Origin of the sequence: Pseudomonas spirodelae, from assembly GCF_034653255.1 — a bacterium.
Taxonomy (GTDB): domain Bacteria; phylum Pseudomonadota; class Gammaproteobacteria; order Pseudomonadales; family Pseudomonadaceae; genus Aquipseudomonas; species Aquipseudomonas spirodelae.
Genome location: NZ_JAYEET010000039.1, coordinates 280,035 through 293,024, shown reverse-complemented (window position 1 = coordinate 293,024; position 12,990 = coordinate 280,035). Strand labels below are relative to the sequence as shown.

At 59.3% G+C, this 12,990-nt stretch carries 13 protein-coding genes; 9 read left to right on the top strand and 4 right to left on the bottom strand.

Annotated features, from left to right (window positions below; all coding sequences use genetic code 11):
* Positions 1–54 precede the first annotated feature (54 nt).
* The 3 genes from clpB to rluD all read right to left on the bottom strand — a co-directional run bounded on the left by clpB (position 55) and on the right by rluD (position 4,498).
* On the bottom strand, positions 55–2,619 hold the full coding sequence (clpB, locus tag SOP97_RS13075; RefSeq protein ID WP_322949406.1) for an ATP-dependent chaperone ClpB: 2,565 nt from the start codon (positions 2,617–2,619) through the stop codon (positions 55–57).
* Positions 2,620–2,793: 174 nt separating this feature from the next.
* The gene (gene pgeF / locus SOP97_RS13070; RefSeq protein WP_322949405.1) at positions 2,794–3,519 is read right to left on the bottom strand and encodes a peptidoglycan editing factor PgeF; all 726 of its coding nucleotides are present in this window, start codon (positions 3,517–3,519) and stop codon (positions 2,794–2,796) included.
* 4 nt (positions 3,520–3,523) lie between these two features.
* Positions 3,524–4,498, bottom strand: a complete 975-nt coding sequence (rluD, locus tag SOP97_RS13065) for a 23S rRNA pseudouridine(1911/1915/1917) synthase RluD (protein WP_322949404.1) — start codon at positions 4,496–4,498, stop codon at positions 3,524–3,526.
* A gap of 158 nt (positions 4,499–4,656) precedes the next feature.
* Between rluD and SOP97_RS13060 the strand changes: the two genes are divergently transcribed.
* The 4 genes from SOP97_RS13060 (at position 4,657) to SOP97_RS13045 (ending at position 9,107) form a co-directional block, all read left to right on the top strand.
* Entirely contained in the window at positions 4,657–5,637 is a 981-nt protein-coding gene (locus SOP97_RS13060; protein ID WP_322949403.1) for an outer membrane protein assembly factor BamD, read from the top strand.
* Positions 5,638–5,942: 305 nt separating this feature from the next.
* A complete protein-coding gene (locus tag SOP97_RS13055) occupies positions 5,943–6,188 on the top strand; it encodes a PP0621 family protein (protein ID WP_322949402.1) in 246 nt (81 codons plus the stop codon).
* Positions 6,178–7,767 (top strand): sensor histidine kinase, encoded by a 1,590-nt coding sequence (locus SOP97_RS13050; protein WP_322949401.1) that lies wholly within the window; start codon positions 6,178–6,180, stop codon positions 7,765–7,767. Before SOP97_RS13055 ends, SOP97_RS13050 begins: the two co-directional genes overlap by 11 nt.
* A gap of 2 nt (positions 7,768–7,769) precedes the next feature.
* Complete coding sequence (locus SOP97_RS13045; RefSeq protein ID WP_322949400.1) at positions 7,770–9,107, top strand: sigma-54-dependent transcriptional regulator; 1,338 nt, start codon at positions 7,770–7,772, stop codon at positions 9,105–9,107.
* A gap of 55 nt (positions 9,108–9,162) precedes the next feature.
* On the opposite strand, the gene thiO is transcribed toward SOP97_RS13045, so the two are convergent.
* A complete protein-coding gene (gene thiO, locus SOP97_RS13040) occupies positions 9,163–10,281 on the bottom strand; it encodes a glycine oxidase ThiO (protein ID WP_322949399.1) in 1,119 nt (372 codons plus the stop codon).
* A 45-nt stretch (positions 10,282–10,326) separates the two neighbouring features.
* On the opposite strand from thiO, the gene SOP97_RS13035 reads away from it, so the two are divergent.
* The 5 genes from SOP97_RS13035 (at position 10,327) to SOP97_RS13015 (ending at position 12,985) form a co-directional block, all read left to right on the top strand.
* Entirely contained in the window at positions 10,327–10,854 is a 528-nt protein-coding gene (locus tag SOP97_RS13035) for a GspH/FimT family pseudopilin (protein WP_322949398.1), read from the top strand.
* A 99-nt stretch (positions 10,855–10,953) separates the two neighbouring features.
* Positions 10,954–11,412, top strand: coding sequence for a GspH/FimT family pseudopilin (locus SOP97_RS13030; protein ID WP_411912062.1), 459 nt, complete (start codon positions 10,954–10,956; stop codon positions 11,410–11,412).
* 14 nt (positions 11,413–11,426) lie between these two features.
* The gene (pilV, locus tag SOP97_RS13025; protein WP_322949396.1) at positions 11,427–11,987 is read left to right on the top strand and encodes a type IV pilus modification protein PilV; all 561 of its coding nucleotides are present in this window, start codon (positions 11,427–11,429) and stop codon (positions 11,985–11,987) included.
* Positions 11,984–12,544, top strand: a complete 561-nt coding sequence (locus tag SOP97_RS13020; protein WP_322949395.1) for a PilW family protein — start codon at positions 11,984–11,986, stop codon at positions 12,542–12,544. The genes pilV and SOP97_RS13020 overlap by 4 nt, the downstream gene beginning before the upstream one ends.
* Before the next feature lie 3 nt (positions 12,545–12,547).
* Positions 12,548–12,985 carry a pilus assembly PilX family protein gene (locus SOP97_RS13015; protein ID WP_322949394.1) on the top strand — a complete coding sequence of 146 codons (438 nt, stop codon included), beginning with the start codon at positions 12,548–12,550 and terminating at the stop codon, positions 12,983–12,985.
* Positions 12,986–12,990: the final 5 nt, after the last annotated feature.

Sequence of the window (12,990 nt, the reverse complement as noted above, 5' to 3'; positions counted from 1 at the left end):
ATGCTGAACCGGGGTATTTTTATCTGGCGCCGTTGTTAATGCGGCTAACCAGGATCAGTCGAAGACGATCTCATCGCCCTCTACCCGACCGGTGACGCTGCTGCCCGGCGCAAACTTGCCGGCCAAGATCAACTGCGCCAAGGGGTTTTCGATCCAGCGCTGCACAGCACGCTTGAGCGGGCGCGCGCCATACACAGGGTCGTAACCAATGGCAATCAGCTTGTCCATCGCCTCAGCCGAGAGGTCAAGGTTCAGCTCACGCTCAGCCAGACGCTCACGTAAACGCCCCAGCTGGATTTGCGCGATACCAGCAATTTGATCACGGGCCAGCGGCTCGAAGATCACCACCTCATCAATCCGGTTGATGAATTCCGGACGGAAATGCACACCGACCGCATCCATCACCGCTGCGCGCTGTGCTTCACGATCGCCCACCAACTCCTGAATCTGCGCGGAACCCAGGTTGGAGGTCATCACAATCACGGTGTTTTTGAAGTCCACAGTGCGACCGTGACTGTCCGTCAGACGACCATCTTCCAGCACCTGCAACAGCACGTTGAAGACATCCGGATGAGCCTTTTCCACCTCATCCAGCAGAATCACTGAATAAGGCTTACGGCGCACGGCCTCAGTCAAATAACCGCCCTCTTCATAACCGACATAGCCTGGCGGCGCGCCGATCAGCCGCGCCACGGAGTGTTTCTCCATAAACTCGGACATATCGATACGCACCAAGGCGTCTTCGGTGTCGAACAGGAACTCCGCCAGCGCCTTGCACAACTCGGTCTTACCGACACCGGTAGGGCCGAGGAACAGGAACGAGCCGCTCGGCCGATTAGGATCAGACAACCCCGCACGGGAGCGCCGCACCGCATTGGCAACCGCCACCACGGCCTCATCCTGACCGATCACGCGTTGATGCAGCAGACCTTCCATTTTCAGCAGTTTGTCACGCTCGCCTTCAAGCATCTTGCTGACCGGAATACCGGTCCACTTCGACACCACTTCGGCAATCTCTTCCTCGGTGACCTTGCTGCGCAGCAACTGATTATCTTTTTTGCCGTGCTGGTCGACCATTAGCAGGCTGCGCTCAAGATCTGGAATAACGCTGTACTGCAACTTGGCCATTTGTTCCAAATCACTCTTACGCCGCGCCGTTTCGAGCTCCTGCCGAGCCTGCTCAATTTTCTGCTGGATCTGCGCAGAGCCTTGCACCTCGGCCTTTTCCGACTTCCAGATTTCCTCAAGGTCGGCGTATTCACGCTCCAGGCGGGCGATGTCCTCCTTGAGTTTTTCCAGGCGCTTCAACGCCGCCTCATCATCTTCTTTCTTCAACGCCTGACGCTCAACTTTGAGCTGAATCAAGCGGCGCTCCAAACGGTCCAGCACCTCTGGCTTGGAGTCGATTTCCATGCGGATACGGCTGGCCGCCTCGTCAATCAAGTCGATGGCTTTATCCGGTAACTGGCGGTCGGTGATATAGCGATGGCTCAGCTTGGCCGCCGCAATAATCGCGCCGTCGGTAATGGCCACCTTGTGGTGCACCTCGTAGCGCTCTTTAAGGCCACGCAGGATGGCGATGGTGTCTTCTTCACTCGGCTCATCCACCAGTACTTTCTGGAAACGCCGCTCCAACGCGGCATCCTTTTCGATGTACTGACGGTACTCGTCAAGGGTGGTCGCGCCCACACAATGCAGCTCACCGCGAGCCAGAGCCGGCTTGAGCATATTGCCGGCGTCCATTGAGCCCTCGCCTTTACCGGCGCCGACCATGGTGTGCAGCTCGTCGATAAACAGAATGATGCGGCCTTCCTGCTTGCCCAACTCATTAAGCACCGCTTTCAGGCGTTCTTCGAACTCACCACGGAACTTGGCACCGGCGATCAGCGCGCCCATGTCCAGCGACAGCACGCGCTTGTCCTTCAGGCTATCCGGCACTTCGCCGTTAACAATGCGCTGGGCCAGCCCCTCAACAATGGCGGTTTTACCCACGCCCGGCTCACCGATCAACACCGGATTGTTCTTGGTACGACGCTGCAACACCTGGATGGTGCGGCGGATTTCATCATCACGACCGATCACCGGATCCAGCTTGCCGTCTTCGGCACGCTTGGTCAGGTCGACGGTGAACTTATCCAGCGCCTGGCGATTTTCTTCGACATTCGGGTCATTCACCGCATCGCCGCCGCGCAGGTTCGCCACGGCGTTTTCCAGCGCTTTACGGCTGACGCCTTGGCCGAGCAGCAGCTTGCCCAGCTTGGTGCTGTCATCCATCGCGGCCAACAGCACCAGCTCGCTGGAGATAAACTGATCGCCCTTCTGCTGCGACAAGCGATCGGCCTGATTGAGCAGGCGAGCCAAATCCTGCGACAGGTTTACGTCACCGGATGGGTTCTGAATTTTGCCCAGCTGATCCAGCTCCTTGGCCAAGGCCAGGCGCAGGCTATTCACATCAAAGCCGACCTGCATCAACAGGGGCTTAATCGAGCCGCCCTGCTGTTCGAGCAGCGCTTGCATCAAATGCAGCGGCTCAATAGCCGCATGGTCGAGGCCAACGGCCATGGATTGCGCATCGGATAGCGCGAGTTGCAGCTTGCTAGTTAAACGATCAATACGCATATCAATCAACCCTCTTAGTGGTGGCAGGCCGGCGCACTGAATCGCACCCAGACAAAGAAACCTGCGGATGAAGAGTAGATGAGGTTGATTGTGCGCGTTTCAAGTCGCGCGGCGTTGATGAGGGTCAGTAAAACAGCGCCGCGAGCCACTGCAGGCCCGCGGCGATGCGCACGCTCAGTTACCCAGCCAGATCAGGCTGGCAAAGCGCCCGGTTTGCGCCGAACGGCGGTAAGAGAAAAAACGCGGGTCGGTAACGGTACAAAAATCGCCGCCATACACCGCCTCAACACCACAGGCCGCCAGACGGATGCGCGCCAGCTGGTAAATATCGGCCATAAACTTGCCCGAATTAACGCTCGGCTGGAATGCAGCCGCCGCTTGCGCCTGCTGGCCGACAAAGGCTTCGCGCACTTCCGCACCCACCTCAAAGGCCTGCGGCCCAATCGCCGGGCCTAACCAGACCAACACCTGATCCGCCGGCACGGCCAGCTCATTCAGAGTGGCCTCCAGCACGCCGCCGGCCAGTCCACGCCAGCCCGCATGGGCGGCCGCCACGCGCGTGCCCGCGCGATCACAGAACAAAACCGGCAAACAGTCGGCGGTCATCACCGTGCAGGCAACACCCGGGGTTTCGGTCCAGCTAGCATCGGCTTCAAGCACTGCCGCTGGATTGGCTTCTACAACCGCAACACCGTGCACCTGCTGCAACCAGGCGGGCTTACAGCCCAACAGACTGACCAGGCGCTGACGGTTTTTAGCGACGGCCTGCGGATCATCGGCAACATGCTCACCGACGTTAAGGCTGTCATACGGCGCAACGCTGACACCCCCACTGCGGGTGGTGACACAGGTTTTGACCTTGGCCGGCGCGGGCCACTGCGGCATCAGCCAGTCGTGCATCTTGTCACCCAATAAATGCCTCGCGGTCCTGGCGCAACAGCGTCAGCAACCAGACAAAGTCATCCGGCAACGGCGACTGCCACTTCATCCGCTCGCCAGTGATCGGATGGTCCAGTTCGAGGAAGCGCGCATGCAACGCCTGGCGCGGGAACTCCTTGAGGGTCTGCACCATGCTTGGGTTGGCGGCCGGCGGAATGCGGAAGCGTCCACCGTAAACCGGATCACCCACCAGCGGATAACCGATATGGCTCATGTGCACACGGATCTGGTGCGTGCGCCCGGTTTCCAGCTTGACCCGCGCATGGGTATGCGAGCGATAGCGCTCTAGCACCCGGTAATGACTCACCGCCGGCTTACCGCCATCGCTAACCGCCATACGCTGACGCTGCGACGAGCTACGACCGATCGGCGCATTGATCTTGCCGCCTGCGGTGATCACACCGATCACGATGCACTCGTAGATGCGGCTAACCGAGCGCTTCTGCAACTGGTCAACCAGACGGGTCTGCGCCTCAATGGTCTTGGCCACGACCATCAAACCGGTGGTGTCCTTATCCAAGCGGTGCACGATGCCCGCACGCGGCACATTGATGATGTCCGGCACGTGGTGCAGCAAGGCGTTAAGCAAGGTGCCATCGGCATGCCCGGCGGCCGGGTGCACCACCAGGCCGGCAGGTTTGTCGATGACCAGAATCTGCTCATCTTCGTAGACGATATTCAGCGGGATATCCTGGGCAACCCATTCACCCTGGGCCTCCTGCTCGGCCTTGAGCGCCAGCAGCGAACCGCCGTGGACGATGTCGCGCGGGCGCAAGACCGCACCATCGACGGTCAGCAGACCCTCTTTGATCCAGGCAGACAGACGCGAACGCGAGTGCTCGGCGAACAGGAGTGCGGCGACTTGATCGAGGCGTTGACCGCCCATGTCATAGGGCACCTCGGCGTTCAGTTCAACAATCTGCTTATTAATAGAGGGCATGCTCGGCAACGGCGGGAAAGTCTGAAAGGTCTAGCCTTTGGTTTCGGCTACACGCTTGTGGTTAAATACGGCGTCTTTGCCCCAGGGGTACCGGGGGCGCTCATCATAACAGGACGGCTTTGCTCAAGACAGCCGCCGTCACAGGGACGCAAGCCGCCATGCAAGTGAAACACCTGCTGCTGATCGCAATCCTCGCCCTCACCGCCGCCTGCTCATCAAAACAGGTGGTTGACGAAAACCTGAGCGAGGCCGAACTCTACCAGCAGGCACAAGCCGACCTGGACAACAGCAGCTACACCGCTGCGGTGGCTAAGCTCAAGGCGCTGGAGTCGCGCTACCCGTTCGGCCGCTACGCCGAGCAGGCTCAGCTGGAGCTGATTTACGCCTACTACAAAAACGTTGAGCCGGAAGCGGCAAAGTCCGCCGCAGATCGTTTTATCCGCCTGCACCCGCAGCACGCCAACGTTGATTACGCCTATTACCTTAAGGGCCTGGCCTCCTTCGACCAGGACCGCGGCCTAATTGCCCGCTTCGTCCCGCTGGACATGACCAAGCGCGACCCAGGTGCCGCACGCGACTCTTATAACGAGTTCGCCCAACTCACCAGCCGCTTCCCGACCAGCCGCTACGCGCCAGACGCCAAGCAGCGCATGATCTACCTGCGCAACCTGCTGGCCGCTTACGAAATCCACGTGGCGCACTACTACCTGACCCGCAACGCCTACGTGGCTGCCGCCAACCGCGGCCGCTACGTGGTGGAAAACTTCCAGGAAACCCCGGCAGTCGGTGACGGCCTGGCGGTGATGACCGAAGCCTACCAGCGCCTGACCCTCGATGACCTGGCTGCCACTAGCCTGGAAGCCCTCAAACTCAATTACCCAGATCACCCAAGCCTGGTCGACGGCCAATTCGTACCGCGCGAAGAAGAAGCCGATACACGCTCCTGGATGGCCAAGGCCACCCTGGGCCTGATCGAAACCGATACGCCGCTGCCGCCAGGCGAAACCCGCGCCAGCCAGGACGTTATCCGCCAGTACGAAGATGCCGAGGAACTGATCCCGGATGAACTCAAAGCCGAAGAAGCCGAAGTACCGAGCCGCTCCTGGTTCAGCTACCTGACCTTTGGCCTGTTCGACTGAGCAAGCGCAACACCGCAAAAGGGAGGCTTCGGCCTCCCTTTTTCATACCTACGTGAACAGACTGAATAACCCGGAGAGTTGGGCGACCCCATCAGCAATCAACCGGCGTGCAAAGCTGACCAGCGCCACCATACGCCCCACAATCTGCCTGAAACCTATATGTGGCGCATGCCCCGGCGCTAACCGAATTGGCTCACCTGCTCACCTGCCAATACGCATAACAACGCCTGGGTCACTGTTTGAGCGCTGGGCGCGTGCGAACGGGTTAGCTAAACTGCGCGCCTGCCAAATAAGAAGAGAGCGCCATGGGCCTGTTCCGCTTGCTGTTCTGGATTGCCATCATTGCTGCCGCCTTCTGGCTGTGGCGGCGCCTTACCCGGCCAACAACCACGCGCCCTCAACGCCCTGACGCGACAGCAAAGCCAGCGCCAATGGTGCGCTGCCAGCAGTGCGGTATTCATGTACCCCGCGATAACGCACTGGCAAAGGGCGAACAGTGGTTCTGCAGCCAGGATCATCTAGACCAAGACACCAAGTCCCGTGAACACTGACTTCCCCCTGAGCGGGGAGCAAAGCTGGCGCATCCTGCGGCTCTACCACCTGTACCGCCTCATTATCGGCATTACCTTAGCGACGCTGGTTTCCAGCGACCTTGACGCACAACTGCTGGACATGGCGCACCCGGCACTGTTCCGCAATGGCAGCTGGCTGTACCTGGCGCTCAACGTCCTGATCATCGCCACCGTGCGCCGCCCTAAACGCCTGGCGCAGGTTTTCAGCCTGGCGCTGGTCGATGTGATTTTGCTCTCCGGCCTGTTCTATGCAGCCGGCGGCACGCCCAGCGGCATCGGCAACCTATTAATTGTCGCTGTAGCCATCGCCAATATTCTCTTGCGCGGACGTATAGGCCTGCTGATTGCAGCCGTCGCGGCAATTGGCATGATCTACCTGACGTTCTACCTCAGCCTTACCCGGCCAGCTGCTTCCGCCCAGTACGTGCAAGTCGGTGCGTTTGGCGCGCTGTGCTTCGCGGCTGCGCTGTTTGTGCAAGGCCTGACCCGCCGCCTGCAAGTCAGCGAAAACCTGGCTGAGCAGCGTGCTGCCGACGTGGCCAACCTGGAAGCGCTCAACGCGCTGATCCTGCAACGCATGCGCACCGGCATTCTGGTGCTGGATGAAGTGCATCGCGTACTACTGGCCAATCAGGGCGCCAACCACCTGCTGGGTAAAAGCGACCTGACCGGCAAGATTCTCGACCCACACTGCCCGGAGCTGATCAAACGCATGCAGCAGTGGTCGCACAACCCCAGCCTGCGCCCTGCCAGCCTGCAAGCAGCGGCTGACGGCCGCGTGCTACAGCCCAGCTTTATCGCCCTGCAACGCGGCAAGCATAAACACACGCTGATCTTCCTCGACGACATTTCACAGATCGCCCAGCAAGCGCAGCAACTCAAGCTCGCCTCGCTGGGCCGCCTGACCGCTGGCATCGCCCACGAGATTCGCAATCCGCTCGGCGCGATTAGCCATGCGGCCCAGTTGTTACAAGAATCCGATGAGCTGCAAGGACACGACCTGCGCCTGGCGCAGATTATTCAGGATCATTCACGACGCATGAACCTAGTGATCGAGAACGTCCTGCAGCTCTCGCGGCGGCGCCAGGCCGAACCGCAATTACTCGACCTAAAATACTGGCTTCACCGTTTTGCCAGTGAGTTCCGCAGCAGCGCCACACCACAGCAAACGCTGCACCTGGAAACCAGCAGCGGCAGCATCCAGACCCGCATGGACCCGCACCAACTCACCCAGGTATTAAGCAACCTGGTGGAAAACGGAATGCGCTACAGCGCGAAGAAGCACAAGCAAGGGCAAGTCTGGCTGAACCTATTCCGCGACCCAAATAGCGAACTCCCCGTACTTGAGATACTGGACGACGGCCCAGGTGTCGCCGAAGAACAACTGCATCACCTGTTCGAGCCCTTCTACACCACAGAAAACAAAGGCACCGGCCTGGGCCTGTATATTTCTCGCGAACTGTGCGAAAGCAACCAGGCTCGCCTCGATTACAAACCTCGCGAAAGTGGCGGCAGCTGCCTACGCATCACTTTCGCCCACCCGCGTAAACTGAGCTGACCATGACCCGCCAGAGAGCCTTGATCGTCGATGACGAACCCGATATTCGCGAACTTCTGGAAATTACTCTGGGGCGCATGAAGCTCGACACCCGCAGCGCACGCAACGTTAAAGAGGCGCGCGAATGGCTGGCCAAAGAGCCCTTCGACCTCTGCCTGACCGACATGCGCCTGCCTGATGGAACTGGCCTGGAGCTGGTGCAGCACATTTTGCAGCGCCACCCGCAAGTGCCGGTGGCGATGATCACCGCCTATGGCAGCCTGGACACTGCGATCAATGCACTTAAGGCCGGCGCCTTCGACTTCCTGACCAAGCCGGTCGACCTCGGCCGCCTGCGTGAACTGGTCGCAGCGGCCTTGCGTCTACGCGGCGCCGATGGCGAAGAGCAGCCCGTCGACAGCCGCCTGCTTGGCAACTCGCCACCGATGCAGACCTTACGCAAACAGATTCTTAAACTGGCCCGCAGCCAAGCACCGGTGTACATCAGCGGCGAATCAGGCAGCGGTAAAGAACTGGTGGCTCGCCTGATCCACGAGCAAGGTTCGCGCAGCGAGCAACCCTTCGTCCCGGTCAACTGCGGCGCGATCCCCACCGAGCTGATGGAGAGCGAGTTTTTCGGCCACAAGAAAGGCAGCTTTACCGGCGCTATCGAAGACAAACAGGGCTTATTCCAAGCTGCCAATGGCGGCACCTTGTTTCTCGACGAAGTCGCCGACTTACCGTTACCGATGCAGGTCAAACTGCTTCGCGCCATTCAGGAAAAAGCCGTGCGCGCAGTAGGCGGCCAGCAAGAGCTGGTCGTCGACGTGCGCATCCTTTGCGCCACCCACAAGGATCTGGCCGGCGAAGTCGCCGCCGAGCGCTTCCGCCAGGACCTCTATTACCGCCTCAACGTTATCGAGCTGCGCGTACCTGCCCTACGCGAACGCCGCGAAGACATCGCTCTACTGGCCGACAGCATGCTCAAGCGCCTAGCCGAAGACTCCGGCATCAGCGCCGCCAAGCTAGATGAGGACGCACTGGAAAAGCTCAAGAGCTACCGCTTCCCCGGCAACGTGCGCGAGCTAGAGAACATGCTCGAACGCGCCTATACGCTGTGTGAAGACGATCGCATCACCGCCAGTGACCTGCGCCTAGCCGACTGCAGCCCCAGCAATGAAAACGGCGAAAGTAATCTCGCGCAGATCGATAACCTGGAAGACCACCTTGAAATCATCGAGCGCAAATTAATCATGCAGGCCCTGGAAGAAACCCGCTGGAACCGCACCGCCGCTGCGCAGCGACTGGGCCTGAGCTTCCGCTCAATGCGCTATCGACTGAAAAAGCTCGGCATCGACTGAACCGCACATGAACTGCGGGAGGGGCTTTAGCCGCGAGCCCCTCCCAGTTAAGCGCTCAACCAACCGAAGTCAACCGCCCCGCCGGCGCATAAGGGGCCGGATCAACAATCGGCTCACGCCCCAGCATCAAGTCCGCGAGTAATTGGCAGGACGCCGGCGCCAGCACCAAACCATTGCGGTAATGCCCACAATTCAGCCATAAGCCCTCATACCCAGGCACCGGGCCGATATAGGGAATGCCTTCAGGCGAACCCGGCCGCAACCCCGCCCAATGCCCCACCATCTCGGCATCAGCCAAAGCCGGTAACAGCTCAACCGCTGAGGCCTTCAGACTGGCCAACGCCTCTTCGGTCGTGGTTTTGTCGAACCCGGCATGCTCCAGCGTGCTGCCAATCAGAATATGACCATCACGCCGCGGAATCGCATAACGCCCCTTGGCCAGCACCATAGCGGGCAAAAAGCCCTCGGCGCACTTGTACAAAATCATCTGCCCCTTGACTGGCACCACCGGTAACTCGATGCCAAGCGTCTTCATCAACTCGCCGCTCCATGCACCGGCCGCGAGCACCACCTGATCGGCGTGCACATCACCCTGCGCGGTCTGCACCCCCGTGATACGCCCACCGTCGCGGATAAAACCGCTTACCGCACACTGCTCATGCACGGTGACATTCGGCATCTGCTGCAGCGCTGCACGCAGCGCCTTGACCAGACGGGGATTGCGCACATTGGCCACGTCGGCCATCTGCAGCGCACGACCAAAGCCCGCCGCCAACGCTGGCACTGCGCGTTGCACGGCCGCTATATCGACCGACTGCAGCGCCCGCCCTTCCCGCTGCGCCCAAGCCAACGCCTCGGCGCCATCGTCAAGGTCCAACCAGTACAACCCGGTGACATACACCTCAGGGTCAATCTGCGTTTGCTCCAGCAACTGCTCAGCCAGGCGCGGATAAAAATCCTGCGACCAATGCGCCAGCGCAGTGACGGCAGGGCTATAACGCCAGGGATACAACGGCGAAACAATACCGCCGCCAGCCCAGGAGGACTCCGCACCTACTACTTCGCGCTCCAGAAGCACCACACGGACACCCGTACGGGCTAAAACGAGAGCGCTGAGCAAGCCAAGTGCACCCCCACCAATCACCACGGTATCGTGCGCAGATTTGGCTTGCATATCGAAAACCCCGCCTATAATTCTGGGACCTAAACTTCAGCACGGATGCCGGAAGTAATGAAAAAAACATGCGGTTACAGCCTGGCCGAGTTGTTGATAACAATATCTCTCCTGTCCATCACAGCTAGCATTACTATTCCGCCCCTGTCGCAGTTACTGGAGAGCCAACGCCAAACGCATACGCTGAACCAGATGCTCGGCGCACTTAGCTACACCCGTAGCGCCGCCGTATTCAGCCGTCTGAACACCAGCCTCTGCGCAGGACAAACCGACTGCAACGGCTCACCTGCTTGGGCACAACACCTGATTATTTTCCATGACATCAATGCCAATGGCAGGCGCGAACCTGACGAATTAATACTGCGCGAAGAACCCCTGCTAGACGGCTATAACTGGTATTGGGCGAGCTTTCGCAAACTCTCTCACGTAATCTTCGAGGCTGATGGAACCTCACGCGCAGCCAATGGCACTCTAACGCTGTGTAAGGCAGGACAACCACAACGACAGATCGTCATCAACGTGGTTGGACGCATTCGCCACCAGTCCCCAGCGGCAAATGCCACCTGCGACTAGGTCGCTTATCGCGTTTTTGCTACGCTCATCTGCTTAGGATGGAAACTGGAAAGCCCCCCCCCTAGGATTCAGCCTACCTTAATCCAAGAGCCATCTCCTATGTCCACCCACCGGGCGAAACACTTGCAGCAGACGCAGAGCCAAGGTTTCACCTTGATAGAGCTCATGGTCGTCATTGCTATCATCGCCATCACTGCTGCAGTTGCCATCCCCAGCTACCAGAGCAGCATTGATACAGGTCGTAAGACCTCGGCAGCCAACAACCTGCTCGGAGCCTTGCAATTCGCCCGAAGCGAAGCGGTCATCCGCCGCAGCAACAAGGTGACAGTATGCGCCAGCGCCAACGGCAGCACCTGCAGCGGCAGCGACTGGAGCCCCGGCGGCGTGGTGCTGGACGACACCACCCTGCTGCGTAGCATCCCCGCAGCCCCCGACGTAACCATCAGCGGCAATGCCATCACCTTCAAGAACGATGGCACAACCACCGCTAGCAGCATCAGCGTGACAGGCGGAAAGACCATCTCGGTCAACATAATCGGCCACGCAAAGATCCACTGATTAGGGACATGACAATGCACAAAACGCATCGCTCACGCCACCGCGGCTTCACCCTAATTGAGGTCATGGTCGCCATGGTCATTCTGGCCGTTGGCCTGCTGGGCATGGCCAGCCTGATGGCGCGCAGCCAAAAATCCACCGAAAGTGCCTATTCGCGCAGTCAGGCCACCTTGTTAGCCTATGACTTCGTCGAACGCATGCGCGCCAACTTGGTAGATCCGGAAGACACCGGCAAGAATTACAAGGTGCTGTTCGTCACCGACCCCAGCAGCAATAAGACAGCCGGCAACACAGGCAACTACGCACTGGCCAGCCTACCCAATTGCAGTGCACCGAGCGGGGCAGTTCCGGCGGGCGGAGCGAGCCGGGCCAGCTACGATATCGCTGCTTGGTGCGCCACCCTCAAATCCAGCCTGCCCAATGTCGACACCGCAAATACCAAGGTTTCATTCGAGACAGGGACACAGTTCGAGGACTTCGGCATCGCTACCGTCACCGTCAAAATACAGTGGCAGGACAACAGTGCCGATGGAGAAAACCAGAAGCAGTATGTTGAAGTGGTGACAACTCTATGAACATGTATAAACAGTCTGGCCTTTCCCTGATCGAAGTAATGGTAGCAGTGCTCATCAGCTCCATCCTGATCCTCGGCGTCACCGATCTATTCAGCAGCGCCTTCATGTCCGGACGCAGCAATTCGGAGCTAACCCGCATACAGGAAAACGGCCGCCTGGCGATGGAAATTATCGGTGCTGATGCCCGCCTCTCTGGCCTCAGGAGCTGCACATCGGACAGCTGGTCAGAAGAACCTCTTGCGGACGCCGTAGCGCTCACTGGCACACAGAAAAGTCTCACTTTGAGATTCTCTCCCACATGCAACCCCGATGATATACAAAGCGTCACCTACACCTTCGCCAGTAACGGACTGACCCAAACGAAAAATGGCGGCACGGCACAGACCCTGCTCGATGATGTAGATGGCACCTTCACCCTGCTACCCGCCAACAGCACCCCCGACACGGCCAATGCTGTACTGATTACCGTCAAGGTGAAAAGCGCCCAGGCCAATTTTGCAGCACGTGATTTCAGCTCCACCTACGAATTCAAAAACCGACTCATTGCCAGGGAATGACCCATGAACACAAACAAACAAAATGGCATGGTGTTGCTGGTCAGTCTGATTCTTCTGCTAATGCTAACCATGATCGCAATCACTGCCTCCAACCAGGCAACCCTGCAATTGCGCATTTCTTCCAACAGCGAACAGCGCAGCATGGCCTTTCAGGCGGCGGAGGCGGGAATATCCCAGTGGGTCGGTGCCTACCTCAACTTCGAGCCAGCACCGACCATGCCGGCCACTATCGGCGATACCCGCTTCGACATAGTCACCAGCGGCCCGTACAAATCACGCTGGGATCATCCCTGCACAGGCGCCAGCCTGACCCCGGGCTCGCCGGAAATGCTCTGCTTTGATGTGGCCTTTGCCGGTGAAAGCGTTTGCGATGGCAGCAACTGCGAGGTCAGTGCCATTCACCGCCAGGGCGGACAACGTCGGGGAGAAATCAAACAATGAATGCA

Bases quoted from the DNA above. Each gene is read 5' to 3' on its own strand.
- clpB (WP_322949406.1), bottom strand. From the start codon at position 2,619: ATGCGTATTGATCGTTTAACTAGCAAGCTGCAACTCGCGCTATCCGAT.
- thiO (WP_322949399.1), bottom strand. From the start codon at position 10,281: ATGCAAGCCAAATCTGCGCACGATACCGTGGTGATTGGTGGGGGTGCA.
- pilV (WP_322949396.1), top strand. From the start codon at position 11,427: ATGCACAAAACGCATCGCTCACGCCACCGCGGCTTCACCCTAATTGAG.
- rluD (WP_322949404.1), bottom strand. From the start codon at position 4,498: ATGCCCTCTATTAATAAGCAGATTGTTGAACTGAACGCCGAGGTGCCC.
- SOP97_RS13055 (WP_322949402.1), top strand. From the start codon at position 5,943: ATGGGCCTGTTCCGCTTGCTGTTCTGGATTGCCATCATTGCTGCCGCC.
- SOP97_RS13035 (WP_322949398.1), top strand. From the start codon at position 10,327: ATGCCGGAAGTAATGAAAAAAACATGCGGTTACAGCCTGGCCGAGTTG.
- SOP97_RS13020 (WP_322949395.1), top strand. From the start codon at position 11,984: ATGAACATGTATAAACAGTCTGGCCTTTCCCTGATCGAAGTAATGGTA.
- SOP97_RS13045 (WP_322949400.1), top strand. From the start codon at position 7,770: ATGACCCGCCAGAGAGCCTTGATCGTCGATGACGAACCCGATATTCGC.
- SOP97_RS13060 (WP_322949403.1), top strand. From the start codon at position 4,657: ATGCAAGTGAAACACCTGCTGCTGATCGCAATCCTCGCCCTCACCGCC.
- SOP97_RS13015 (WP_322949394.1), top strand. From the start codon at position 12,548: ATGAACACAAACAAACAAAATGGCATGGTGTTGCTGGTCAGTCTGATT.
- SOP97_RS13030 (WP_411912062.1), top strand. From the start codon at position 10,954: ATGTCCACCCACCGGGCGAAACACTTGCAGCAGACGCAGAGCCAAGGT.
- pgeF (WP_322949405.1), bottom strand. From the start codon at position 3,519: ATGCACGACTGGCTGATGCCGCAGTGGCCCGCGCCGGCCAAGGTCAAA.